Annotated in this window: 27 protein-coding genes and 1 tRNA gene; 14 read left to right on the top strand and 14 right to left on the bottom strand. The window is 61.9% G+C overall.

The window, feature by feature from the left end; genetic code table 11:
• The first annotated feature begins 27 nt into the window (after positions 1-27).
• The 5 genes from JVX98_RS25735 (at position 28) to JVX98_RS25715 (ending at position 4933) form a co-directional block, all read left to right on the top strand.
• Entirely contained in the window at positions 28-1062 is a 1035-nt protein-coding gene (locus JVX98_RS25735; protein ID WP_205237887.1) for an ABC transporter substrate-binding protein, read from the top strand.
• Between the two features lie 141 nt (positions 1063-1203).
• Positions 1204-2061 carry a proline/glycine betaine ABC transporter permease gene (locus JVX98_RS25730; protein ID WP_205237885.1) on the top strand — a complete coding sequence of 286 codons (858 nt, stop codon included), beginning with the start codon at positions 1204-1206 and terminating at the stop codon, positions 2059-2061.
• Positions 2054-2881, top strand: a complete 828-nt coding sequence (locus JVX98_RS25725; RefSeq protein ID WP_192450672.1) for a glycine betaine/L-proline ABC transporter ATP-binding protein — start codon at positions 2054-2056, stop codon at positions 2879-2881. Before JVX98_RS25730 ends, JVX98_RS25725 begins: the two co-directional genes overlap by 8 nt.
• Positions 2874-4355, top strand: coding sequence for a histidine ammonia-lyase (hutH, locus tag JVX98_RS25720; RefSeq protein ID WP_205237883.1), 1482 nt, complete (start codon positions 2874-2876; stop codon positions 4353-4355). Before JVX98_RS25725 ends, hutH begins: the two co-directional genes overlap by 8 nt.
• Entirely contained in the window at positions 4352-4933 is a 582-nt protein-coding gene (locus tag JVX98_RS25715) for a HutD family protein (RefSeq protein ID WP_205237881.1), read from the top strand. The genes hutH and JVX98_RS25715 overlap by 4 nt, the downstream gene beginning before the upstream one ends.
• A gap of 21 nt (positions 4934-4954) precedes the next feature.
• Here the strand turns inward: JVX98_RS25715 and JVX98_RS25710 are convergent, their stop codons facing one another.
• Positions 4955-5395, bottom strand: coding sequence for an acetyltransferase (locus tag JVX98_RS25710; protein WP_205237879.1), 441 nt, complete (start codon positions 5393-5395; stop codon positions 4955-4957).
• Between the two features lie 317 nt (positions 5396-5712).
• Here JVX98_RS25710 and JVX98_RS25705 point away from each other — a divergent pair, with 317 nt between their 5' ends.
• Positions 5713-5871 carry a hypothetical protein gene (locus tag JVX98_RS25705; RefSeq protein WP_162768803.1) on the top strand — a complete coding sequence of 53 codons (159 nt, stop codon included), beginning with the start codon at positions 5713-5715 and terminating at the stop codon, positions 5869-5871.
• Between the two features lie 86 nt (positions 5872-5957).
• On the opposite strand, the gene JVX98_RS25700 is transcribed toward JVX98_RS25705, so the two are convergent.
• Entirely contained in the window at positions 5958-6896 is a 939-nt protein-coding gene (locus JVX98_RS25700; protein WP_205237878.1) for a hypothetical protein, read from the bottom strand.
• A 187-nt stretch (positions 6897-7083) separates the two neighbouring features.
• Here JVX98_RS25700 and JVX98_RS25695 point away from each other — a divergent pair, with 187 nt between their 5' ends.
• The gene (locus JVX98_RS25695; RefSeq protein ID WP_205237876.1) at positions 7084-7449 is read left to right on the top strand and encodes a hypothetical protein; all 366 of its coding nucleotides are present in this window, start codon (positions 7084-7086) and stop codon (positions 7447-7449) included.
• 125 nt (positions 7450-7574) lie between these two features.
• Here the strand turns inward: JVX98_RS25695 and JVX98_RS25690 are convergent, their stop codons facing one another.
• From JVX98_RS25690 to JVX98_RS25665, 6 genes are all read right to left on the bottom strand, one after another.
• Entirely contained in the window at positions 7575-7961 is a 387-nt protein-coding gene (locus tag JVX98_RS25690) for a hypothetical protein (protein ID WP_205237874.1), read from the bottom strand.
• Positions 7962-8290: 329 nt separating this feature from the next.
• Positions 8291-9511 (bottom strand): hypothetical protein, encoded by a 1221-nt coding sequence (locus JVX98_RS25685; protein WP_205237872.1) that lies wholly within the window; start codon positions 9509-9511, stop codon positions 8291-8293.
• A gap of 115 nt (positions 9512-9626) precedes the next feature.
• Complete coding sequence (locus tag JVX98_RS25680) at positions 9627-9878, bottom strand: hypothetical protein (RefSeq protein ID WP_205237870.1); 252 nt, start codon at positions 9876-9878, stop codon at positions 9627-9629.
• Positions 9879-10000: 122 nt separating this feature from the next.
• Positions 10001-10077 (bottom strand) — tRNA-Met (locus tag JVX98_RS25675).
• Positions 10078-10212: 135 nt separating this feature from the next.
• Complete coding sequence (gene mnmA / locus JVX98_RS25670) at positions 10213-11466, bottom strand: tRNA 2-thiouridine(34) synthase MnmA (protein WP_052201569.1); 1254 nt, start codon at positions 11464-11466, stop codon at positions 10213-10215.
• A gap of 178 nt (positions 11467-11644) precedes the next feature.
• Positions 11645-12394 carry a LuxR C-terminal-related transcriptional regulator gene (locus tag JVX98_RS25665; protein ID WP_034806462.1) on the bottom strand — a complete coding sequence of 250 codons (750 nt, stop codon included), beginning with the start codon at positions 12392-12394 and terminating at the stop codon, positions 11645-11647.
• A gap of 478 nt (positions 12395-12872) precedes the next feature.
• Here JVX98_RS25665 and JVX98_RS25660 point away from each other — a divergent pair, with 478 nt between their 5' ends.
• Together JVX98_RS25660 and JVX98_RS25655 are read left to right on the top strand one after the other, a co-directional pair.
• Positions 12873-13148, top strand: coding sequence for a DUF1153 domain-containing protein (locus JVX98_RS25660; RefSeq protein ID WP_003527546.1), 276 nt, complete (start codon positions 12873-12875; stop codon positions 13146-13148).
• Between the two features lie 205 nt (positions 13149-13353).
• The gene (locus JVX98_RS25655) at positions 13354-13635 is read left to right on the top strand and encodes a GNAT family N-acetyltransferase (protein WP_205237868.1); all 282 of its coding nucleotides are present in this window, start codon (positions 13354-13356) and stop codon (positions 13633-13635) included.
• Positions 13636-13961: 326 nt separating this feature from the next.
• Here the strand turns inward: JVX98_RS25655 and JVX98_RS25650 are convergent, their stop codons facing one another.
• Positions 13962-14312, bottom strand: coding sequence for a flagellar export protein FliJ (locus JVX98_RS25650; RefSeq protein WP_034806460.1), 351 nt, complete (start codon positions 14310-14312; stop codon positions 13962-13964).
• 441 nt (positions 14313-14753) lie between these two features.
• Between JVX98_RS25650 and ctrA the strand changes: the two genes are divergently transcribed.
• A complete protein-coding gene (gene ctrA / locus JVX98_RS25645) occupies positions 14754-15455 on the top strand; it encodes a response regulator transcription factor CtrA (protein WP_025424706.1) in 702 nt (233 codons plus the stop codon).
• A gap of 274 nt (positions 15456-15729) precedes the next feature.
• Here ctrA and JVX98_RS25640 read toward each other — a convergent pair whose 3' ends face one another.
• Both JVX98_RS25640 and chpT read right to left on the bottom strand, forming a co-directional pair.
• Positions 15730-16092 carry a PleD family two-component system response regulator gene (locus JVX98_RS25640; protein WP_034806707.1) on the bottom strand — a complete coding sequence of 121 codons (363 nt, stop codon included), beginning with the start codon at positions 16090-16092 and terminating at the stop codon, positions 15730-15732.
• A gap of 253 nt (positions 16093-16345) precedes the next feature.
• Complete coding sequence (gene chpT, locus JVX98_RS25635; RefSeq protein ID WP_043611903.1) at positions 16346-16996, bottom strand: histidine phosphotransferase ChpT; 651 nt, start codon at positions 16994-16996, stop codon at positions 16346-16348.
• 274 nt (positions 16997-17270) lie between these two features.
• Here chpT and JVX98_RS25630 point away from each other — a divergent pair, with 274 nt between their 5' ends.
• Together JVX98_RS25630 and JVX98_RS25625 are read left to right on the top strand one after the other, a co-directional pair.
• The gene (locus JVX98_RS25630) at positions 17271-17864 is read left to right on the top strand and encodes a DUF1134 domain-containing protein (RefSeq protein ID WP_082005878.1); all 594 of its coding nucleotides are present in this window, start codon (positions 17271-17273) and stop codon (positions 17862-17864) included.
• 161 nt (positions 17865-18025) lie between these two features.
• Positions 18026-19189, top strand: coding sequence for a hypothetical protein (locus JVX98_RS25625; RefSeq protein ID WP_205239527.1), 1164 nt, complete (start codon positions 18026-18028; stop codon positions 19187-19189).
• 48 nt (positions 19190-19237) lie between these two features.
• Here the strand turns inward: JVX98_RS25625 and JVX98_RS25620 are convergent, their stop codons facing one another.
• Complete coding sequence (locus JVX98_RS25620; RefSeq protein WP_205237866.1) at positions 19238-20074, bottom strand: RNA methyltransferase; 837 nt, start codon at positions 20072-20074, stop codon at positions 19238-19240.
• A 4-nt stretch (positions 20075-20078) separates the two neighbouring features.
• On the bottom strand, positions 20079-20462 hold the full coding sequence (locus JVX98_RS25615) for a hypothetical protein (RefSeq protein ID WP_205237864.1): 384 nt from the start codon (positions 20460-20462) through the stop codon (positions 20079-20081).
• A gap of 29 nt (positions 20463-20491) precedes the next feature.
• Between JVX98_RS25615 and JVX98_RS25610 the strand changes: the two genes are divergently transcribed.
• Positions 20492-21520 carry an RluA family pseudouridine synthase gene (locus tag JVX98_RS25610; protein ID WP_192450681.1) on the top strand — a complete coding sequence of 343 codons (1029 nt, stop codon included), beginning with the start codon at positions 20492-20494 and terminating at the stop codon, positions 21518-21520.
• 210 nt (positions 21521-21730) lie between these two features.
• A complete protein-coding gene (gene rpoH, locus JVX98_RS25605) occupies positions 21731-22636 on the top strand; it encodes an RNA polymerase sigma factor RpoH (protein WP_043611895.1) in 906 nt (301 codons plus the stop codon).
• Between the two features lie 109 nt (positions 22637-22745).
• Here rpoH and JVX98_RS25600 read toward each other — a convergent pair whose 3' ends face one another.
• Entirely contained in the window at positions 22746-25085 is a 2340-nt protein-coding gene (locus JVX98_RS25600) for a hypothetical protein (RefSeq protein WP_205237862.1), read from the bottom strand.
• Positions 25086-25114: the final 29 nt, after the last annotated feature.

Genomic DNA, 25114 nt, shown 5'->3' with positions numbered 1-25114 from the left:
GCCAAAATCAAATCAGGGAACAGCTTAATGTCGATCAACAAACTGAAACTCGCCCTCGCCGCCACCGGCCTCGTGCTTGCGGCCTCCACCGGCAGCGCCAGCGCTTCCTATTGCGGCGACGGCAAGACCGTCATGTTCGCCGGCATCGACTGGGAAAGCGGCGCCTTTATCACCGAAGTGATGAAGACCATCCTTTCCAAGGGCTACGATTGCCAGGTGGATTCGATCCCCGGCAACTCGGTGACGCTCGAACAGGCAACCGCCAACAACGACGTGCAGATTTTCGCCGAGGAGTGGCTTGGCCGCTCCGATATCTGGAACAAGGCGGTCGAGGAAAAGAAGGTCGTCGCCGTCGGCAAGACCTTCGTCGGCGCCAGCGAAGGCTGGTTCGTGCCGGAATACGTGATCAAGGGCGACGCCTCACGCAGCCTCGAAGCCAAGGCGCCGGACCTGAAGAGCGTCTCGCAGCTCTCCGACCCGAAGATCGTCGAGCTCTTCGCCGATCCGGAGGAGCCGACCAAGGGCCGCTTCCTCAACTGCCCGTCGGGCTGGACCTGCGAGGGCGTGAGCTCCGCCAAGCTCGAAGCCTACAAGCTCGGTGAGACCTACGTGAACTTCCGTCCCGGCACCGGCACGGCACTCGATTCCGCCATCACGTCCGCCTATCTCCAGGGCGAGCCGATCCTCTTCTACTACTGGTCGCCGACCGCGATCATGGGCAAGTTCAAGCTCGTGCAGCTTGAGGAGCCGGCCTATAGTGAAGAATGCTGGAAAGAGCTTTCGAGCGCCAACGGCAAGCGTGACCAGGGCTGCGCCTTCCCATCGGTGGACGTCTCCTATGGCGTCAACAGCACCTTCGCGCAGGAAGCCCCCGAGATCATCGCCATCCTCGAAAAGGCGACCTTCCCGCTCGAAGCCGTCAACGGCAGCCTCGCCTACATGGCCGACAACAAGGTCGATGCGACGGCGGCCGCCGCCGAATTCCTGAAGACCAAGGCAGATGTCTGGGGCAAGTGGGTTTCGGACGAAGCCCGCGGCAAGATCGAAGCCAGCCTGAAGTAATCGCGCAATCGCTGCGATCGGGCCCCACCACACATACGTGTCGGTGGGGCTCGTCCCGGCCCCTTGCGACCATTCCCGAGGCAAGCGTCATCGATGACCGCAGGAGGCGGCCATCGATGACCCGAGCAAGGAACGTTTCCGATGTTTCCGGATTCTCTCAATCTCTCCATTCGCGGGCCGGTGAACGACTTCATCCAGGCGCTGGTCAGCGGCTATGGCTGGGTCTTCAAGGCGATCAGCGCCGTCATTCTGAAAGCCGTTCTGTTCATCGAATGGATCCTGCGCGGCCTGCCCTGGTGGGTCGTCATCCTCATCTTCATGGCGCTCGCCTGGCAGAGCTCCAAGCGCTGGGGCCTGACGGTCGCCGTCGGCGTGCTTCTGTTCTTCGTCGGCGTTCTCGGCCTCTGGGACCTGACGATGCAGACGCTGGCGCTGATGCTGATGGCAACGATCGTCTCGGTCATCATCGGCGTTCCCATGGGCATCTTCGTCGCCAAGAGCCGGACGGTGCGCAGCATCACCCTGCCGGTGCTCGACGTCATGCAGACGATGCCGAGCTTCGTCTACCTGATCCCGGCGCTGATGCTCTTCGGCCTCGGCAAGGTGCCGGCGATCCTTGCCACCATCATCTACGCCGTGCCACCGCTCATCCGCCTCACCGATCTCGGCATCCGTCAGGTCGACCATGAGGTCGTGGAAGCTGCGACCGCCTTTGGCGGCAGCCCCAACCAGATCCTCTTCGGCGTCGAGCTGCCGCTCGCCACGCCGACAATTATGGCCGGCCTCAACCAGACGATCATGATGGCGCTGTCGATGGTGGTCGTCGCCTCGATGATCGGCGCCCGCGGCCTCGGCGAGCAGGTTCTGAACGGCATCCAGACGCTCGACGTCGGCAAGGGGCTGGAAGCCGGCATAGGCATCGTCATTCTGGCGATCGTTCTCGATCGCATCACGCAAGGCTTCGGCAAGAGCCGGACGGAGGATCCCCGCAATGGCTGATATCGAGATCCGCAACGTCTACAAGATCTTCGGACAGGACGCGAAAGCAGCCCTCGCCATGGCCAAGGAAGGGCTCAACAAGAGCGAAATCCTTGCCCGCTCCGGCTGCAGCGTCGGTCTCAACAATGTCAGCCTGACGATCGGCGCCGGCAAGATCTTCGTGATCATGGGACTTTCCGGCTCCGGCAAGTCGACGCTGGTGCGCCACATCAACCGGTTGATCGAGCCGACCAGCGGCGAAGTGGCCTTCGACGGCAACAACATCCTCGACCTCGACGCCAAGGCGCTGCGGACCTTCCGCATGCACCGCGTCAGCATGGTGTTCCAGAGTTTTGCCCTGATGCCGCACCGCACCGTGCTGCAGAACGTCGTCTACGGCCAGCGCGTGCGCGGCCTGCCCAAGGCCGAGGCCCGCGACATCGGCATGAAATGGATCGAGACGGTCGGCCTTGCCGGCTACGACGCCAAGTTTCCGCACCAGCTTTCGGGCGGCATGAAGCAGCGCGTCGGCCTCGCCCGGGCGCTTGCCGCCGATACCGACGTGATCCTGATGGACGAAGCCTTCTCGGCGCTCGACCCGTTGATCCGTGCCGACATGCAGGACCAGTTGCTGCAGTTGCAGCAGAACCTTTCAAAGACGATCGTCTTCATCACCCACGATCTCGACGAGGCACTGCGCATCGGTTCGGAAATCGCCATCCTGAAGGACGGCCAGGTGGTGCAGGTCGGCACGCCGGACGATATTCTGCAACGGCCGGCCAACGATTATGTTGCCCGCTTCGTGCAACGCCGACAGGGACGACCGGAAGCCCATGAGTGAGAATGTAGTCCTCGATGCGCCGCTGACCTGGAAGCAAATCGCAGCGGTCGCCAATGGCGCACCGCTCGCGCTTTCCGCTACGGCACGCCAGCGCATCGTCCACGCTCGCCGGGTCGTCGACGCTCTGGTCGAGCGCGGCATCCGCGGCTACGGCATCAACACCGGCGTCGGCGCGCTCTGCGACGTCGTCATCGACCGCGAGAACCAGCAGGCGCTGTCGCGCAACATCATCCTCAGCCATTCCTGCGGCGTTGGCGAGCCGCTTGCCCGGCCCGAAGCCCGGGCGGTGATGGCCGCCCAGATCGCTAACTTCGCCCACGGCTATTCCGGCGTGCGCATCGAGACAGTCGAGGCGCTGCTGGCACTGCTCAACGCCAACCTCATCCCCTACATCCCCTCGCGCGGCTCCGTCGGTTATCTCACCCATGCAGCGGCGATCGGCCTCGTGCTGATCGGCCACGGCATCGTCGATGACGGCAAGGACAAGATCAGCGGCATCGAGGCGCTCGCGCGGATCGGCCTCAAGCCGCTCAGGCTCGAAGCTAAGGAGGGCCTGAGCCTCGTCAACGGCACACCCTGCGCCACCGGCCTTGCGGCGCTTGCGCTTTCGCGCGCCACGCATCTCTTCGACTGGGCGGATGCCGCCGCCGCCATGACCTATGAAAACCTCGGCAGCCAGGCCAATGCCTTTGCCGCCGGCCCGCTGGCGCTTCGTCGCTCGGACGGATTGGACGCGGTCGGAGCAACGCTACGCGCCTATCTCGCCGATAGCCCGATGCTGGCCGAGACTGCCGGCACCCGCACGCAGGATCCCTTGAGCCTTCGCGCTGTGCCCCACGTGCACGGGGCCGCGCGCGATGCGCTCGCCCAGGTCGCCGAAGTCGTCGACCGCGAGCTTGCAAGCCTCACCGACAACCCGGCCGTGTCGGGCACGCCTGAGGCGCCGGAAGTGCATTCGCAGGCCCATGCGGTGGGTGCAGCCCTCGGCCTTGCCATGGACAGCCTGGCCGTCGCCATTGCCGAAGTCGCCGCCATTTCCGAGCGGCGCATCGACCGGTTGGTCAATCCGCTGGTGAGTCGCCTCCCGGCCTTCCTTGCCGGGGACAGCGGCGTTGCCTCCGGCTTCATGATCGCGCAATACACGGCCGCCTCGCTCGCCGCCGAAAACCGGCGCCTGGCCGCACCCGCAAGCCTTGACGGCGGCATCACCTCGGCGCTGCAGGAGGATATCCTCACCCATGCGACGCCCGCCGCCTGGAAGGCGCTCGCAATCGCCGACAATCTCGAAACGATCCTTTCGATCGAGCTGCTCGCCGCGACGCAAGCCTATGACCTGCAGCCGCGTGGCCGCGCTGCCCGCACCGGCGCGCTCTACCGGCGCATCCGTGCGGACATTCCCACCTATGCCGACGACCGGCCGCTCAACGGCGACTTCGCCCGCATGCGCACGCTGATCGAAGGAGGCACGCCATGAAGGTCCTGCGCGCGAAAGACTACAAGCGCATGCCGTGGAAGAACGGCGGGGGCGAGACGGTGGAGATCGCCATTTTCCCCGAGAAGGCCTCGCTTGGCGATTTCGACTGGCGCGCCAGCATGGCGACCGTTGCCACCGACGGCCCCTTCTCCAGCTTTCCCGGCATCGACCGCACGCTGTCCATCCTTCAGGGCAAGGGTATGCGGCTGATGATCGAGGGGCGCGCGCCCGCCTTGATGACCGGCGAGACGGCGCCGCTCCCCTTCCCTGCCGACGTCGCAACCTCGGCGACGCTCGTCGATGGTCCGATCGTCGACCTCAATGTCATGACACGGCGCGGAAAGCTCGCGCACTCGGTTCAGCGCCTGGCGATAGACCACCCGCACAGGGCGGAAAGCCTGGGGGGCACGACCCTCCTGCTTTGCCACGGCGGCGCCGCGCGGCTGACCGCAGGCGAGACCACTGCCGACCTCGCAGCGGGCGACACGGCGGTGCTCACGGGCGCAACCGCCGTCACCATCGAACCGGCGGCCTCTGCCGTCCTCTTCCTGATCACAATCGACAAGCCGGCCGCCTGATCGGGCGCCGGCTCGCATCGTTCAGCCGCGCTTGAGATGCAGCAGCGGATAGGGCCGGCCCGCATCATCGACAGGCGAACGCCCGACCACCTCAAAACCCATCCGCCGATAGAAACCGGCGCCCGACACATTCTGCTCGTTGACATCGACCGTCAGCACCGGATGCAGGCTCATCGCATGCTCGATCAGCCGCCGGCCGACACCTGCGCCGCGCGCGTCGGCATGGACGAAGAGCGAGTCGATCTGCGCCCCGCTCATGCCCATGAAAGCGAGCGCCTGGTCATTTTCGTCCGCGGCAATCCAGAACTCGGCGGCCGGCAGATACTGGTCGCGCACCAGCACCTCGATTGCAGCAAAATCCTCCGGCGTCAGGAAATCATGGGTGGCAACGACGGCGCTACGCCAGATCTCGAAGGTGCGCGGAAAATCGGATGGACGGGAGGGGCGGATGGAGATGGTCATGATGCAATCGCTTCTGAAAATGCGGCGGCGGCGAGGCGTTGCCGCGCGTCCGGCTGAGGCCAACGCCGTTTTGCGCGGGCGCCAGCCTGTGAAGATGTCCGGTCCTGATCCGGTCCGGCCGAGCTGCGCACCTTATCCGCCGCCCCGACGATCGCAAGCAGTCTCTGCACCTGCGGTTTTCAGGCCACGCCGGTTAAGAATTCAGCAACCATATTCCATGTTCCCCGGGGAACAGCACAATTGACGCCACACGATAGTCTCCATGTCACGGTTTTTAGCCAAGACATCAACAAGCGCAGGACATGGGGGACAAGGACATGATCAAAACCGCTTTCGGCGTCAACGTCACCGTACTGGTCTTCTCGATCACCGTGATCGCGATCATGCACTTCGCCCTGTCCCAATATCGCGCAGCCGAAATCGCCAATATCGACCTGCCGGACTACACGACGATCACCTCGTCGATCAGCAGATAATCATTTAGTTTTTTCGATTGGGCGTCGGCCAAGTCACGGCGAATGCAACGTCGCTGCCATGAGCGACCGTCCCCGGGCGGTGTTGCTTACGTACCGCCAACACAATTCCAGAGCCTTGCAACCGCAGCTGGCGCGCCTTTCAGGTCGACCTTGACCTCGGCGTCACCAACGCGGAACATGAGTTGGACGCTTTGTTCGATTGGCGCCTGGAAGCCACCTTCCTCACCCCCGCCGCGCACGACCAGTTGCTGCGGCGTGAGAACCTCGACGCTGACGGCGGGGTAAGGCTTGCCATCGAAAAGCAACTCGGCGCTTGGAGGCGTCTCGGCCTTGAACGACCAGGCTTCGTTGTAGAATCCAAGATCAAATGCCTCGTTGGCGTTCGCATAGACCATGAATGTCGTCGCCCCATCGGCGTCTCGCGACAGCACGCAGCCATTCGCTTTGTCGCCGTTCAGGCGCGCACCACTCCAAACGCCGAACTTGAAAGCGCGATCCGGGGCGTCCTTGGCAGTCTCCTCGATCCCATAGTTCAGGAGGTTCGGCGGCGTACCATCCGTCCTAAATTGCAGAACATAGGCACCTTTCTCGGCATCAGTGCCTTCACATTGGGTCGTCGCCGGTCCTTTGAACGGATTTTCGTAGAAACAGGAACCGGTTACGTCTTTGGAGCTTATAGGCTCGCCATCCTTGCCGCGGTTCACAATGACCTTGTCGACACTCTGCAACTGGCTATCGGCGTCCGGCTTTTCGCCTTCGATGCCGCTAAAGGTGATGGCGCCGCCAGAGCCGATGTTCACTGTGAAGCCCGTCCGGCCGGTGCGGTAAATCGACTGGATGAGCCGCCCCTCGCACGTGTTCGTCATATCTTCGCCAGCAACGACCAAGCGTTCGCAGGTGCCAGTCACCATCGCCACGCCACTCAGATCACCGATCCCTTGCGCGGCAGCCGGCACACTGGCAAGGCCGCCCGCCATCACGGTTGCAGCCAGCAGACCAAAGAAGAGGCTCGACGTCGCACGCATCCCTATCTCCACAAAACCGTTCGAATATCCGAAGTTGTAGTCAACCTACAAAGCTATCGTTTGGTCCGCCAGTGGCGTCGGCACCTGTATGAAGTGGATTGGGCGATGGATTATGATACGGAACGCTGATCAGTGAACCAGCACTTGGAACAAGCGCGAGAAGAACGTGCAGAAAGGCCCAGACAAAATGACGGACCCGCAAAACGAGCTGAAGCTCAGTGCCTTCAAGTTCCACGAACAGGCGGTCCGCGCATCCGTCGGCAGCAAGCAATTGACACTCGATGCCCTCGAACTCGGCGGCGAAACTCTGGTCGTGCTGACATGGCTCGGCAATTCCGAGAAGGGCCTGCGCAAACCCGAATATGTCCTGCCCTTGAGCGCGGTGGCCCATCAGGAACTGGGCAACGAGCCGGACGCGAAATACAAATGGGCCATCAGCGCGCCCCTGCCGCAATCGCTTTTCGACGGCACCGCGTCACGGCCGTTCAGAAGGCAGTTCGGGGTCAAGAGTGGGCCGGCGCTGACATTGCCGCTGAAGCTGGCAAAGCCTTAAAGACGGGTGCCGGCACGCAGCACCGGCAACATGAACCGCTCTCCTTCTGGCGAGCGGCCGTCCCCTCGTTCTCGTGGGCGAATCGGGCTATGGTCGCAGCATGACCGCGACCACAGTCGAGCGCTTCAAAAGCCATGACCGAGCTTGAGGTGGCTTGCCAGTTCGTCTGACCGCTGCAGCAGCGAGCGATGCTCGGAGGTAAACGCCGCCCGAAAAACCGGGCGGCGGGAATCCTCGGCTGCAGCCAATTTCCAATGTTCTTCAGAGGTCGTTGTCAACGAACGACGATCTAGCTGCAACGCATCACAAGGGTTGCCGAAGCTGTACGAAGTCGTTCTGCAAGTAACTCGTGGGCTGACTGGAGCAGGGTTTGCGAGTTGGATGTCTTCGCGCTGCTTGGCCCGCACGCGCAAGGCAACTTCGCGCTTGTATTCCGCTTCATAGCACTGGCGAAACTCACCGGACTGAGACCCATAACCCTGCTTCACGCAGCGCATGGCCATCTGGTTCACGAATTCCTTCTGCTGGGTCTAGGTCATTTCCTCGACCTGCTGGGTTTGACAGCCGGCCAAAAGCGTTGCGGCAACGACCGCTGGCAGTATGCGCATTTTCATGTGAACCCCTTCAACTAACGGGGCCAGCAACCAGATCGCCGGCAAATTGTCGAGCAATGAAGTTCTCGCCGAGCACTCGATCCACAATCAGGAGCACGTTGAAGTTGACGGCCTGGAAACCCGAGAAATCAAGGCTGTCGTCGCCAAATCGAGCCGCTTGCGAACATACAAGTGATCAGCCGAAATGCGTCCAAACTTGCATGTCGCCAAAGACGTACTAGCCCCATTCAATCGAGGTCGCCGTACAGTTCGCGGGAGGCCTCAACGACTTCGACAGGCGCGGCATCACCTAAATCTTGCAGATACTGGAGAAACTCATCCTTCCGTTTCAGGCAGAAAATGCGCGCCTTCAGGTTCACGCCCTTCGCAACTGACTTTTGTTGCAGCAAGTCAGCACACTCGTTGTCGAGAAACATGGCATCCACGTACGGTCCATAAACAGAGATGACCTTAATATCGTTCGACATGCCGCGTGTTGGGTATCTTTTTTGTCCTTTCGCGAGCCGGTCCGCGATCGCCGCGAAAAGATGCGCAGATACCCAACCCGCCGGCAAAGTCTGCAATTGGGGCCATGCAAAGAACTTTGCCGTTTCTTTCAATGCCTGTGCTTCTGGAATGCCGCGCTCAGTGAACACGCGATTGATTTCGTGGATTAGCGAAACAACCGGCGCAAGGGCGCCCTGCATAAATCCCTCATTGTCTCCCGACTTCATTGCCGCCGCAGCCTTGGACATAAAGTGGAGATAGCCGCCTATGTAGGTAGCAAAGGCGTCCGAAAGCTCATGACTTAGCACCTGTTCAAAGGTAGGGCGTTCAGTCGCCCAGCGATCGTAGAGGGAAACAAGGTTGGCCGCACCATCGTCTCTAGCTCGCCTCGTGTCCTCGACGAATGCGCTCCAGTCCATTTGTGCGGTTATGTGGATGTCTTGCAGCCAGGCATTTCTGCTTCCGTGCAGGATTTCATCGACATTGAACTCCAACCGGGGAGCATTTTGCCCCTTCAAATAGGCATCGAGATAGTCAAAGATTTGATCATGCTCAATTTGTGTTGTGTTCTCAAAGGACGTATCCCCGCCCAGCATCTCATGAGCCAGGCCGAGCGCCTCACTGTCGTAATGGACGATTGTCTCATCTCGGTGAATGTTCGACGCAGGGCAGATGATCTGCTGACGCATTATTGCACGATCCAAGAGCCCGCTAGCTTCGGACCAGAATTTAGCATGATGCGCGCCGGGCGCTAGTTTACCGGTCTTAGTTTGGAAGATGGCGGTAATCGCGAACTGATCCAAGTAAAGGACCTGTTTGTCGAGATCTGGTAACGGATGCGAAGTGGATACCTTGCAGAACTTGCAACGCCGCTTGAAAGATGATGGCGAGATCCAGACGATGCCCGTAGCAGACTGCTGGCCGCAACTACCGCAATCCTTAAAAGGGGGGCGCTCGAACATTCCGAACCTCCGTTTGAACCTCCCTCATAAGTCGCAGATTCGACCCTTGCTCGCAAACTAGGCGGGATCTGGCTTATCTCCACAATTTTGAGATGACGAGGAAATTATGCGAGTGTTAAGGGCGCGGACTAGGGCGTCCGTCTGCCGTACTGCTTCCACGAGCCTCCAAAAGGTCTTTGGCGACCTCTTTGCGCAGAAGATGAAGATCAATCTCTTCCCGATCGTCCGTATCGAGAAACTGGTTGAGCAGCCCTACATTGCGTCGGGAAACGGCTTGCTCCATCGACGTTGCAGGCAAAGAAATGCGAGCCTGCTCATGCAGCTCGCGCATCAACAGTTCCACGCGCTCCCGAAGGCCAGCCTTCACGACCTTCGTCCCAAACAAGAGCCAGTGAGAGCTTACTCTAAGCAGCGAGCTGCCACCGTCTACGCTAACCTCGCCTTGGAGGAAAAGCGCTAGATACGTCTTCGGCGTGGATAGTCGGAAAATGGTAGCGGAGGAGGGATTCGAACCCCCGACACAAGGATTATGATTCCTCTGCTCTAACCTACTGAGCTACTCCGCCGGGTACCGCGTCAGCGCTTCGTAGTGGAAGCCGTCTTGACTGGACGGGCGGCTTATACGGCCCGCTTCCGCCCACTGTCAACCCAAGTCTCCGGGAAAATGTGAAGTTTTCACAACAGCCCGGAAATCAAGGGCTTCAGGCGGCTGCCTGCGCCGAAAGCAGCGCCTTCAGCGCGGCTTCCGCGCCGGCTTCGCGTTCCGATTTGCGAATAAATCCGCCGCCATAGACGCGCGCGTCCTCGCCGACGCCGGAATAGAGCGCGCAGGCCTGGCCGGGCGCGATGCCGGCTTCGCCCTCGGCAAGCTCCACATAGATGCCCTCGTCGTCCATCGCGAGCACGGCAGGCGCCGGCTGGCGGGTGGAGCGCACCTTGGCGAAACATTCAAAGCCACGGGCGGCTGCCGCTTCGACATCCTCGTCGCCTAGCCAGTTGACGTCGCGCAGGTAGACGCGGCGCGTCTCCAGCGCTTCCTTGGGGCCGACGATGACGCGGCGCGAGCGGGCATCGAGATAGACGACATAGAGCGGCTCGCCGGTCGCAACACCGATGCCGCGGCGCTGGCCGATCGTGTAGTGCAGGATGCCCTCATGCGTGCCGAGCACGCGGCCGTCGAGATGCACGATGTCGCCGGAGAGTGCCGCATTCGGCTTCAGCTTCGAGACGATGTCGCTGTACTTGCCCTGCGGCACGAAACAGATGTCCTGGCTGTCGGCCTTCTGGGCGACGACAAGGCCCATCTCTTCGGCGAGCTTGCGGGTTTCGGCCTTGGAGAGATGGCCTAAGGGGAAGCGCAGATAGTCGATCTGCTCCTGCGTCGTCGCAAAGAGGAAGTAGCTCTGGTCGCGGTCGGCATCCGTCGGCCGGTAGAGCGCCCGCTGGCCGGCATAGCGCGGGTTCGGGCTCGGGCGCGAGCGGATATAGTGGCCGGTCGCCAGCGCATCGGCGCCGAGTTCCTTGGCCGTCAAGAGCAGGTCGGCGAACTTGACCGTCTGGTTGCAGGCAACGCAGGGGATCGGCGTCTCGCCGGCGATATAGCTTTCGGCGAAGGGATTGATCACCGTTTCGCGGAAGCGCGCTTCGTAGTCGAGCACGTAATGGGGAATGCCGAGCGTTTCGCAGACGCGGCGCGCATCGTCGATGTCCTGGCCGGCACAGCAGGAGCCGGCCCGGTGCACAGCAGCGCCGTGATCATAGAGCTGCAGCGTGATGCCGAGAACATCGTAGCCCTCGCGTTTGAGCAGGCCGGCAACGACGGAACTGTCGACGCCGCCGGACATGGCAACGACGACACGCGTATCTTCGGGCTTGCGGTCAAAATCGAGACTGTTCACGGGATCCAATCCGGCCTTCGGGCGGCAACCTTGCGCCTGCCCTGTTTCACGCTTCATGCGATGCTTTGCCGAGCAACTCTCGGCCCACGGCATCTTCGGCTCCGCGGCGGCCGGCATCAATCGGATGCATAGAGCGCGTCGCGGTACTTTCAGTTCCGCGACATATAGAAACTTGTCCGTCCGGCGGCAAGGCCGGCCGCTGCGGATGACATGCGCGTGCCTGGCCCTAAAGGCGTCAGATCAGCTTCAGCCGCATGGCGCGGGCAATCGCCTGCATGCGGTTGACGGCATCGAGCTTGCGGGTCGCGCTCTTGAAGTAGCTGCTGACCGTATAGGTCGAGATCCCCAGGATGATGCCGATCTCGTCGCTGCTCTTGCCGGCGGCCGCCCAGCGCAGACATTCCAACTCGCGGCTCGACAGCTTTTCGCGTGCGGTATTGCCGGTGTCGAAGGTGCGCTCCAGGCATTCGAAAAGCTGGACCAAAGTGAGATACAGCGTGGCGCGCTCGACGCCCGCCGGCGCCTCGCGGCGGCCCGACAGCATGGCGATGAAGGGATCGCCGCCGCTTGTGTGCAGCAGCACCGCGAAATGGCGCGCCATCTCCGGATGGGCGAGCAGCCGGTGCACCATCGCCTCGTCCGCAGGCTTGGCCGCGACATCGAGCAGTTCGGCCCCGCCGGTTACCGGCAGCTTGGTGAAACGCAACTTTTCAACCAGCCCGCTCGACTGGAAAGTCTCGCAGGCGTCGTATTGGCGCACCAGTTCGGACGGCCAGTTGCTGAGCACCAGCCGCTCGGAAAAGCGCTGCTGTTCGGCAAGCGGCATGCGCGCGATCATAAAATGGCCGAAGCCATAGCGCGCGATCAACCGCCGCATGAGATGCAGAAGTTCGTACTCGGTGCGCACCGTGGCCGTATCGATGTCCGAAAACATCTCCACCGTTTCAGCCTCGCGCAGCAAGGCCGGTTCATGCGATTCCTTCATCTGCGATCACCACATCCCCGGCGCCACCGCACCGGTCGAGAGAAATACAAACAACGCCCCACATCGTCAGGAGCATGAAATTCACCCGGCAGGCGAAATAAAACTGCCGCTACCGGCCTGCCCGCGAAAGAAACGCGTCCGGTTGTGAAAAATATGACGATGCACCAAGAATGAATGCGGGAGCGTACATACGACGCTCATCCTTATTTCGGGGCTTCGTTACCAAAAATTTTAGTTAAAGTGAAATGTGGTATTTGCATGGCTCCCATGTCAATTCCGGGAGAATCCGGATTGTTCTCAAGCGTTTCCACAAGTCGGGGAAATATTGCCGCAAGTTTTGGGGGACGCCGCACATGGGCAAAGGCCCATCGGAAGTGTCTCAAATTATGAGCAAATTGTTACTTGACGCTTAGGCAAATGTTAAATGTGGCAGGCTAAGGTCACGGTCATATGGTCTTGAGTTTGTGTAGAGAGTCCCATGACCGAAATGATGCGACCACGCGTGAAATATGTCATCGGCCCCGATGGCAGCCCTCTGACGATTGCGGATCTGCCGCCGGCGAATACCCGGCGCTGGGTAATCCGCAGGAAGGCTGAGGTTGTTGCCGCCGTGCGCGGTGGCCTGTTGAGCCTGGAAGAAGCGTGCGAACGCTATACCCTTACTGTCGAGGAGTTCCTGTCCTGGCAGTCCTCGATCAACGATCACGGTCTCGCCGGCCTGCGCACCACTCGCATCCAGCAGTATCGCCACTAATTTCGCCCATCACAGGGCCATAGGTCGCGCGGCGGCTCCGGGTTCCCCGGGGCCGCCGCCGTCGTTTTTAAAGGTCCCGTGCGGACCGGCATTGGTTGCGTTTCGCGAACGCACTGTGCACCGGCGATGGCCGAGCGGGCGATTCCGATTTGCGAAAAACTGCGCTAGCTTCCACGCAGACAAACCCGTTCCAAGGAAGGTTGCCATGGAAATCATGCACGAGGAAACCGGATCGCACGGCCGCTACTCGACATCAGTCGAAGGCCATACCGGTGAAATGACCTATTCGCGCACCTCGCCGCAACTGATCATCGTCGATCACACGCTCGTTCCGGATGCCCTGCGCGGCACGGGCGTCGGCCAGGCCCTGGCCAAGCATGCAATCGAGGAAGCCCGCAAGGGCGGCTGGAAGATTATCCCCCTCTGCCCTTTCATGAAAGCCCAGGCGATGCGGCATCCCGAATGGCAGGACGTCATCCAGGGTTGAGACACCTGCGCCTGCGGCCGCGGCACGAATCTTATATCGAAATCGCGTGCACCTTGAAAGAACCAACGGCGCTGTCGGTCCCGAAATGAGAAGACCCGCCCGGATGCCGAGGCATCGGGGCGGGTCTTTTTGTCTTGTCACGATCGTGCCGGATCGGATCATGCCAACCGCATGATCCGTCAAGGATGGAACCATCTGCTCCGAAACGGGCTGTCGGCCCGTCCAACGGACAAATCCCCCTTGCCGCATCCGGCTCGGGGTTAAAATCACCCTTTGGACCAAGACGTTACGGCCCGCTGCGCCGGATTGTGGCGCAGGAGCCGCAGCTATGCCCGCAGGCGGGTCGACGTGTCCCGCTCTTCGAGGGCCGCCGCCTTCGCGTATTCGGCCTGCACTTCTTCGAGCGCGAGTTCGGCAGCATCCTGCTGCGTCTTCAGCTCGCGAATGGAGACCTGAAGATTGTCGGCTCTCTGACGTGCGGCCTTGGCGAAGGTGGGATAGGCGAAGTGCTGGGGATCGGAGATACCCGACTTCTTCTCCTCGAAAATAATCTGATTTTCCAGATCCTTGGTCATCCGTTCGAACTCAGCCATCATCATCTGAAGCTGGTTCAGCTGACGCTGCTTCTCCCGGACCTGAAACTCCTTCAGGCGGACAAGGCTCTCACGTGCTTTCATACGCAATACTCCCGTGGATAACGAGACCCCGGTTACTGATTTGCCCGCGAGCCGGCCCGAACAGGGCCGGAAACGAAAAATCTTCAGCGATATTAACAAAAGCCTACCGCTGGTAACCTTTCGTTTACGGGCATCGTTAATCATAGGCGTGATGATTTAAGGCTCCGTAAATGCTGAGGCACGAAATGTGACCGCCCCGGCATTAACGAGTCAGAAGAGTCAGATAACGGGATTTCCTCATGTTTCACATGAGATTAGCCGTTCTGGATTCACGTTTGAAATCAGGAGACTGCTAAAAATATTTAACAAACTCGATACACCTTGCCAGAGGGAATCAGAATTTGTTAACCATTTGGTGGCAGCCTCCAAATCAGGCAACGACTGGATCCGTATCGCGTAAGGGTGCCACGACAACCTTGGGCGGCGGAAAAGGGGAAGAATATGCGGGTTCTATTAATTGAAGACGACAGTGCAACGGCTCAGAGCATTGAGCTGATGCTCAAGTCCGAGAGTTTCAACGTCTACACCACCGATCTCGGTGAAGAAGGCGTCGATCTCGGCAAACTTTATGACTATGACATCATCCTTCTTGACCTCAACCTGCCGGATATGTCCGGCTACGAAGTCTTGAGAACGCTGCGTCTTTCCAAGGTGAAGACACCCATCCTGATTCTTTCGGGCATGGCCGGCATCGAAGACAAGGTTCGCGGCCTGGGCTTCGGCGCAGACGACTACATGACCAAGCCGTTCCACAAGGACGAACTGGTCGCTCGCATTCATGCGATCGTCCGCCGCTCCAAGGGCCACGCCCAGTCGGTCATCTCCACCGGCGAGCTTATCGTCAACCTGGATGCCAAGACGGTTGAAGTGGGCGGACAGCGCGTCCACCTGACCGGCAAGGAATACCAGATGCTCGAGCTGCTCTCGCTGCGCAAGGGCACGACGCTCACCAAGGAAATGTTCCTGAACCACCTCTACGGCGGTATGGACGAGCCGGAACTGAAGATCATCGACGTCTTCATCTGCAAGCTGCGCAAGAAGCTTGCAAACGCCGCCGGCGGCGCCAACTACATCGAAACCGTCTGGGGCCGCGGCTATGTGCTGCGCGAGCCGGATGGTGCCGAATACGCCGAAACTGCCTGATTCCCTGCCAGGGCTTGCACCGATCCCCGCATGATGCGGGCCCGACATTCGAGAGTTTCGCAAAACCCGCCTATGAGGCGGGTTTTGTTTTGCGCGGAAACGACCGCGCTCGCCTCTTCTGCGATGATGTTCCCTCGGATCCCGGGGCGTACCGCATCTGCCGCCCTCCCTTTCGCGCTGATCGAAAGCCTGCTCGGCGCCGGGTTGGCACAACAAAAAGCCGCGGCAAACGCCACGGCTTGATTTCGCTGCAAGGATGCCAGGATAAGGCGGCTCAGGCCGCCATCGACTGGCTCGCGAAAACGCTGGTCAGGATCTTTCGGTCGAAAGGCTTCAGCAGGAAGTCGTCGGCACCAGCCCGCTTGCCGGCCATCATCTTCTTCAGGTCCGCCTCGACGACGCAGTAATAAATCCGCACCGACGGGCCGTTCGGCAGCCGGCGAATGTTGCCGATAAGCTCAAGCGCGCCTTCAAGACCCGCGTCGATGATCAGGATGTTCGGGAGTTCCGCTTCGCAGCGCACGAGCGCCTCGAGGCTGTTCGACGCCTCGTAAACCATGAAGCCCATACCGGAGAGGATACGTTTTCCAACTTTCCGGACGACATCCGAGCCGTCGGCAATCATCAAACGTCGCATGTCCAACTCCCTTCGCCACTTACCTATACGCGTATCGGCATTACTGAAACAACTCTATACAAATTTGGGAAAGATTTCGTTACGGAGTTTGCTTAACGAATCTTTTTCGCGCGAGATCAACCCGCTGAAAATATTAAGTTTTCTAAGATTCAGGTGACAGTGAAACGCCTTTGGCAGATACGATTCCGCCGGATGCGATGGCACCCGGCGGCTGTCGAGACGTCAAAAAATCGGGGCGCCTGGCGCCGCCGACTTAAACCTCAGGCTGCATCTTGGCGGTGAAGATGATTTCCTCGCCGGTCGAGGTGACGGCGATTTCCATGCCCGCCTCCTCGCCGAGAAGCACCGTGTAGTAGGGCTGGATCGAATGGGCGTCGACGGCCTCTTCCGGCGTGCCGGACAGGAGTTCCACCAGCCTTGGAGGCACGCGCATCATCCGGCCCTTGGCAACGAGCGTGAACACGGCGTCGAACTCCGGGTTCTCGAGCGTCACGTCGATCGAGCCGCCGCGCGGAATGGCGCCGTAGGCGATCAGGAAGAGGTTCAGGAGCAGCTTGACCCGGTTCTTGGCAATGATCGCCCGCGGGCCGTGCCAGTTGACCTCGGTCTTCTTCTCGGCCGCGGCAAAATCCTTCGCCGCCTTTTCCGCTTCGCCGGTATCGATCGACGCACCGACCGAGCCCGACGCGCCGAAGGCAAGGCGTGCAAACTTCAGCCGGACCGAGGCGTTGAGCGCGCTCGTGCGGATGAGATCCATCGCATCGGCATCGGCGCCGCCCTCGTCGAGCAATTCCAGGCCGTTGTTGATGGCGCCGACCGGGGAAATGATGTCGTGGCAAACCCGGCTGCACAGAAGCGCGGCCAGATCGGGTCCCGTCAATGTCAGGTTCGGATTCGTTGCCATCTTAGTTCCTTGTTTGGTGCCATCGGCCCTCGCCCATGGCACGCGCCGTGGTCATGCCGGTAAAGCCTCCTGCGTGAAGACGCAAGTCATGAGCTGCCCGGCGCAGCCGTTCATCAGTGGAACATAATGACACCACATTTGGTAAACCGATTGTTAAGACCATCGGTTCAAATTGCATGGAATTGGTCCAGACCCCACCTGGCCGCGCAGTGATCTGACTGTCGGCCACTGCAAACCCGCAAGCGAGCAAATTTCGCGCCTGACGGAGGATATGATGCATCAGATCATGAAGGCTGCCACATCGGCTGGTCGTGTTGTCCTGGCCACGATGTTTCTGGTCGCCGGCGCCCTGTCCGTCGCGCACGCCCAGTCGGCGAACAACAACAGCCAATACACCATGCAGGAAATCGTCGATGCCGGTCACGGCTTCTTCGGAGAAACCTCCGGCGGCCTTGCCAAGGTTGTCGAACGTGCCTTTGAACGCTACGGCTTGCCGAACGGCTACATTCTCGGACAGGAAGGCTCAGGCGCGTTCATCGCGGGCCTCACCTATGGCGAAGGCGAACTCAACACCAAGAATGCCGGACAGCACAGCGTCTTCTGGCAGGGTCCGTCGCTCGGTATCGACTGGGGCGGCCAAGGCAGCCGCGCCATGATGCTCGTCTACAATCTGCCGAGCGTGCCGGCGCTCTACAAGCGCTTCGGCGGCGTCTCCGGCTCCGCCTATGTGGTTGCCGGCGTCGGCATGACGGTGCTGACCGACGAGAACATCGTCGTGGTGCCGATCCGCACCGGCATCGGCGCACGCCTCGGCGTCAATGTCGGCTACCTCAAGATGACCCAGAATCCGACCTGGAATCCCTTCTAAGACCGTTGCCGGACCTGCCTGTCGCAAAATCCGGCACCATAGACTTGCAGCGCACGAAACGTCATGTTTAGTGCAAGGAAACGGAAGATGGAGCGCCTGCCGTGCCCGTTGTGGCCGGGCAGGCGGTTCGGTTTCCGGTCCAGTTTCGAAACGGCCAGCTCGTGATCCAATTCTCGCTTCTCTTTGCCCTGGGCTTTCTGACGGCGATCATCATCGGTCTCCTGGTCGCACCGGCGATCCACCGCCGCATCGTGCGTTTCGCCGAGGACCGGCTGAAGGCGACGATGCCGCTCAGCCCCCAGGAGGTGCGCGCGCAGAAGGATGCGGCCCGCGCCGCTTTTGCCGCCGAGAACGCCCGCACGCTTCAGGCCCTGAAGCGCGAACGGGACAAAGGCGTGTCACTGATGCTCACAAACGAGAAGAGCCTGCAGGAGGCCCGTCGCCTCAGCGGCGAAAACGCCGATCTGCATGCCCAGCTTGCCGACATGAACGTCGAGGCGGCAGACATGCGCTCGGCCATCCGCCAGTTCGAACAGCGCCTGGAGCGGATGAAGGCGACGCTCGACAGCGTCGAGCGGGACAACGCCGGCAAGGCCGACGAGATCAGGAAGCGTGACGTTCAGCGCGCCCAGGATGCTGCCGAGACCGACAATCTGCGGATCAACCTGGCCGCACGCGACACAGAGGTCGAGCATCTGAAAAGCCGGATTGCCACGCTGCGCGACGAGCGCGAAGCCCTGCGCGGCGACTTGAAGACCGAGACCACCCATGCAAAGGAAATGGAACTCCGCCTGTCGCGCGACGAAACCCGCCTGCACCGGTTGGAAGACAAGCTTGCGCGCGAAATGGCAACCAGCGCCGATCGCGAGAGCGCGCTCGAAAGGCGCGCCGGTGAAATCGAGAGATTGAAGGCCAAGGTGAAGGACACCAATCAGGAAATGCGTGACGCCGCCAAGGCCCTGCGCGCCGCCGGCGTCGCCTTTCCCTTGCGCCGCGACCGCAAGCCGGCATCCGAGCAGGCGGGCAATGGTGCTGCAGCGCCGGTCGAATTGGCAAACGGGGATTCCGGCTCCATTGTCGCCGCCGGCGATCTGCGCAATCGCGCCACCGCCCTTTCGGAGCGCCTGACCAACTCCAAGTCCTCAGCCCATGACGAGGCGCTGCGCGACGAAGTCGCAGCAATCGCCGCAGGCATGGTCGCCCTTACGGCGGCGAATGAGGGCGCCACCTCTCCCATCCTCGGCCTGCTCTCGGGCGAGGAAGAAGGCACAGCCAACAGAAAAAGCCTGGCGAAGCGCGTCAAGGATATTCTTCCGCGCGAGTAGGCGCCCGCTGCCGTCGCGGACTGTCTGCCCTCACACCAGCGCGCCCCCTCAGATCCGGCCGTTGATCAATGCCACCTGGTGCAATGCGATGCCGGCCGCGGTCGACACGTTGAGGCTGTCGAGCCCCGGCCGCTGGCGGATGCGCGCGGTCTGGATCGCGGTCATCACCGCTTGCGGCAGTCCCTCGCCCTCGGTCCCCATCAGAAGCGCCGTGCGCGGTGCCGGAGGGATTGCGCCGATGTCTGTCGTTCCTGCCGGCGACAGCCCCCAGATCGCAAAACCTGCATCGTGCAGCCGCTCCAGCATGGCGGCGACGGAACCCTCGCGAGCGAAAGGCACCGCCAGCACGGAGCCGACAGAAACGCGGATCGCCTTGCGATACATCGGATCACAGCTCGTCTCGTCCATCAGCACCGCATCGACCCCAAAGGCCGCGGCGTTGCGGAAAAGCGCACCCATGTTGTCGTGGTTGGAGATGCCGCACGCCGCCAGCACCAGGCTCGACGTGGGCAGCGACGCGATCAGCGCATCGCGATCCGGCTCGCCTTCGCGGCGCCCGAGCGCCAGAACGCCGCGATGCATGTTGAAGCCGGCGATCGCGTCGAACACCTGCGCGTTCGCCACATAGACCGGCACGTCAGGCGGGAAACGCCGAAGAATGTCGCCGACGCCCTCCAGACGGTTTTCCAGAAGCAGGAGGGCCTCGGCGGCAAAACCGCGGCCGGCCGCGTGCGCGGCGGCGAGCATGCGCAGCACCACGGTGCCCTCGGCAATGAAGCGGCCCTGCCGCCCCGTCAGATCGCGCTCCTTGATCGAGACGAAACCAGCGATCCGGGGATCGGCGGGATCGTCGATGCGCAGGACGGGCGGGAGGGCGCCGGACATGCCGTCAGTTCGTCCGTACGGTGATATCCGCGACGATACGGCCGGTGCCAATGTCGAAGACGATCGCACGCAGCTCGGCGCCGGGCAGGTTGCCGTAGAACAGCACCTGCGAGCCCGAAAGCGCGACATTCGTCACGGTGAAGCCGGCAGGCAGCGCGGCAACGGCGTTGAGCGGCGCCTCGCTCGGAACGACGGCGGCGGACGTCTGGGCCGGCGCTTTCTCATCCGTGCGCGTCAGCTTGTAGACAATCGTTCCAAGGACAGCCATAAGCATGACCAACATGACGCCTGCCGAGACGAGCTGCAGCTTCACCATCTTGCGGCGGACATTTTCCATCGCCGGATCTAGCGGCTTGTCTTCCTGGTCATCGGGCTCGATTGTGGTCATGGCTGGCCTTTTTTCGGATTTTTAACGGAATGAACGACCCCTTTAAACAAGCAACGGCCAATAGGAAAGTCCTGACGGCGGGCGAGGATGCCGCAGGACGGCTCGATTCCTTCTTGACGGACGCACTTTCGGGTGAATTCTCCCGCAACCGTATCAAGGCTCTCATCGAGCAGGGTGCCGTGTCGGTCAACGGCAAGCCGGTGAGCGAGCCGAAGAAGAAGGTGCAGCCGGGGGACATCTTCGAGATCGACCTGCCAGAGCCGGAAGATCCCGAGCCGAAGGGAGAGAACATCCCCCTCGACGTCCTCTACGAGGACAGCGACCTGATCGTGCTGTGCAAGCCGGCCGGCCTCGTCGTGCATCCGGGCGCCGGCAACTGGACGGGCACGCTCGTCAACGCCCTGATCCACCACTGCGGCAGCAGCCTATCGGGTATCGGCGGCGTCAAGCGCCCCGGTATCGTCCATCGCCTCGACAAGGAGACGAGCGGCGTCATGGTCGTCGCCAAGAACGATGCGGCCCATCGCCATCTCTCCGACCAGTTTGCCGACCACGGCCGCACCGGCCCGCTCGAGCGCGCCTACCGGGCGGTCGTCTGGGGCAGGCCACGGCAGTTGAAGGGCACGATCGACGCGCCGCTCGGCCGCGCCGGCGACCGAACGAAGCGCGCGGTCAAGCGTGAGGATAGCGACGACGCCCGCGAGGCCATCACCCATTACGAGGTGGTCGAGCGCTATCTCGAAAAGCCCGATGGCACCTCGCTCGCCTCGACGATCGAATGCCACCTGGAAACGGGCCGGACCCATCAGATCCGCGTACATATGGCCCATATCGGCCACCCGCTGATCGGCGATCCCGAGTACGGCGCCGCCTTCAGAACCAAGGCGAACCTTCTGCCGGATGCCGCCAAGGCCGTCGTCAACCAGTTCCACCGCCAGGCGCTGCATGCCTTCATGCTGCAGTTCGAGCACCCGTCGACCGGCAAGACCATGCATTTCGAAGCGCCGATGCCGGACGACATGGCAGCGCTGATCGAGGCGCTGCGCAGCGGGGAGTGACCGCCCCTTGAAATCCGTCGGAAGAATTCCGATCTAAAGCGGGCCTCTATTCGTGACATTTCCGTCGCTCCGGCGTCACATCCTTGTGAACCGGACTCCTTGAATCATGCTTTCGCCGTACTTATTTTCTACGTTCGTGGGGTCTTGACGAAGACCCACATGCCCGGCTTGCCGACCGGAGGCCGGAGACTAAAAAGGGGGGTGCTTCATATGGCCCGAAACAATTTGCCGACCATTGCCGCTGGAGAAGGCGGCCTTAATCGTTACCTCGACGAAATTCGCAAGTTCCCGATGCTTGAGCCGCAGGAAGAGTACATGCTCGCCAAGCGGTACCAGGAACACGACGACCGCAAAGCGGCGCACAAGCTTGTCACCAGCCACCTTCGCCTCGTCGCCAAGATCGCGATGGGTTATCGCGGCTACGGCCTGCCGATCGGCGAAGTCGTGTCGGAAGGCAATGTCGGCCTGATGCAGGCCGTGAAGAAGTTCGAGCCCGATCGCGGCTTCCGTCTCGCCACCTATGCAATGTGGTGGATCAAGGCGGCGATCCAGGAGTACATCCTGCGCTCGTGGTCGCTGGTCAAGATGGGTACGACCGCCAACCAGAAGCGGCTGTTCTTCAACCTGCGTCGCCTCAAGGGCAAGATCCAGGCACTCGATGAGGGTGACCTGAAGCCGGAGCATGTCAAGGAAATCGCCACCACCCTCAAGGTGAGCGAGGACGAAGTCGTTTCTATGAACCGCCGCCTGTCCGGCGACGCCTCGCTGAATGCGCCGATCAAGGCGAGCGAGGGCGAGTCCGGCCAATGGCAGGACTGGCTCGTCGACGACCACGACAACCAGGAAGAAATCCTGATCGAGCAGGACGAGCTCGAAAGCCGCAGGGCACTGCTTGCAAACGCGATGAAGGTGCTCAACGACCGCGAGCGCCGCATCTTCGAGGCACGCCGCCTGACCGAAGATCCGCTGACGCTCGAGGATCTTTCGGCCGAGTTCGACATCAGCCGCGAGCGCGTCCGGCAGATCGAAGTTCGTGCCTTCGAAAAGGTCCAGGATGCCGTGCGCAAGGCAGCGCTGGAGCGCGCCAATTCCCTGCGCGTCGTCGAAGGCGCCTAAGGCGGCCGCAGCAACCTAAGCGGCGGTTCTGCTTCAAGAACGCGAAACCCAATAAAAAACCCGGCGGTTGCTTCCGCCGGGTTTTTTGTATCTTCGGTTCTTTTCGAGCTTACTGGCTGTTGCTCTCGGCAGCCGTACCCGTCGCCGACCAGGCGCGCATGGCCTGGTTGAAGGCATCCGTGCCGCTCTGCCCCTTCTCAAGCGTCAGAAGCGCACGGCGACCGTTGCGGTAGGTCAGCGGGATATCGATCCAGCTGCGGCTGCGCAGCAGCTGGGTGTTGTTGCCGATGGCGTCCGTCGCATCGTTCAGGGCGATCATATGGAAGTCGTCGGTGATCTTGGCCGGAACCGCGATCAAGGCGTCGCCCCGATCCTGCTCGGTCCGCTTCATCGATACGCGCTGGACGCTGTCGATGGCGCCGCCCTCGAAATTCGACGGCAGCGAGAACACGAACTCGATGACGTGGCTTGCCGGCAGGGACGGATCCGCATTTCGCTTGATCGTCATCAGCGCGGTCAGGCCGCGGTCCGGAACGGTGATCTGGGCCTGGATCGCCGGCTCGGGCTTGGCATCGCCGCCGGGCGATTCCTCCTTCACCGACCACGCCACGGTTCCCGGAACGGCCGTGGGCGAAGACTGGCCGAGACGCTCCTCGTAGAGGAACATCTTCTCGCCGGTGGCAAGGGCGACTTCAGGCTGGTTCGGCTGGCCGGCCGGCTGACCAGTCGCGGGCGCTCCGGCCTGGCCGGCCGTGCCACCCTGGCCGCTCGCCGCTTCGACAGGCTTGCCTGCTTCCGTCTGCGGCGCCACGGACTTGCCTTCCTGCGCAGCGCTCTCGCCCGTTGGGTTGGCCGGGCCGTCGTCGGTCTCCGATCCGTCCGCCATCAGGCGCTGCGTGAACTTCGTCGAGTTGTTGTCCGGCGCAACCGTATCGTCATGCGCGGCCGGTTGCTGCGTGGCCGTTTCGCCAGCGGGCTGCGGCGGCGTGCTTTGCTCGGCCGGCGTTCCGCCGATGCCTGACACCGCCGAGGTTATCGACGACACCATGCCGGAAATCCAGGCATTGCCGGCCTCGCGGTTCTGCCAATAGGCAAATCCGCCGCCGCCAAGCACGAGCAGGGCGACGCCCGCAATGACGAGACGCTTGACGCTGAAACGCGACGGCTTCGGCGTGGCCCGGTAGGATGTCGGCCTGGGCGCTGCCGGGGTTGCTTCGCCAACCCGTTCCGGCTCGCGCGCAGCCGCCGTTGCTCCGGCTCCCGCCGCAGCAGCGTTGGCCGCGTCCTCGAAGCCGAGCAGATCGTCAATGTGATCCCAAGCGGTACCGGCGCGTTCCTGCTGGTTCTGCGCCGCCGGTGCGGCAGCCGCCTGAACAGGCTTTTCGACCGGCCACGACCAGTCGCTGATCTCCGGTTCGGAAGTCTTCTCGGCCCGCCGCTCTTCGATCGGCGCAAAGGGGTCATTGTCGTCGAACGACCAGCCGCGCACGGGGTCCGCCTTGGGCGTCGTCTCAGGGGCCTGCTGCTCCGGCTCGGCGACCGGATGCATCCCCAAAAGCTCGGGCGCTGTGTCCGGGTCGTGGGTCTCGGTGGCGCGCTCTTCGCCGATGTGTTCGGTGACCGGCGCGACGGTCGAGGTCGGACCAACGGTCTCCCATTCGGGCAGGTCCCACTCGGAGAGGGCCGGCTTCTGCTCGGCACTTGCAGCCGGCGCTTCGTCCCAGGTCGGCTCGTGCGCGGCATGGTGCTGCGACTCGACCTCCGAGGAAGGCGCCGGTGTTTCCTGTGCGTCTGGCACCGGCTCCGAATATTCGGGCGCTTCATAGGCCTGCACGTCTTCGTGCGGCTGAACGACGACGGGACTTTCGTCAAGCGGCGGCTCTGCGGCTTCGGCAGGCTCAACGACCGGTTCGTATTCTATCGGCTCGACCGGAGTTTCCTCGACCGGCTCGGCCTGGGGCTCGACCACATGCGTCGGCGCCTCATAGGCCTCGACAGGATGGTAGGGCTCGGCGGCGATTTCCGGTTCCGATGCGGGCTGCTCGACCGCATCATCGGCAACGGCCACCGGCTCGCTTTCGACGACCTGTACAGGCTGAGCTTCCGGTTCCGGTTCCGGTTCCGGTTCCGGTTCCGGTTCCGGTTCCGGTTCCGGAACGTGCTCTACTGCCGGCTCCGAGGCAACCGGTTCGAAGGTCTCCGCCTCGGCAACCTCGGGCTCGTCGAGCGCCGGCAAGGCCTCGGCATGTTCGCTGTCGACCTCGGCAATCGCATTTTCGAGTTTCGCCAGCTGGCGATTGATCATGTCGTCCGACGGACGCGGGTTCATGTTTTCGAGTTGGCGGCGCACGGCCGCGCGCGCCTTCTCGTATACCCTGTCCCGCATTTCAGGTGTGTTTTCCGACAGGCCGTCAACGGTCCTGCGAATAACTGCAACAAAATCCGCCATTAGTACTTTCTCATACGCCCAGGTATGTC

It is taken from the genome of Ensifer sp. PDNC004 (genome assembly GCF_016919405.1).
GTDB lineage: Bacteria > Pseudomonadota > Alphaproteobacteria > Rhizobiales > Rhizobiaceae > Ensifer.
Note: the sequence above shows the minus strand (reverse complement) of the source record. Positions and strands in the feature narration are given on the sequence as shown.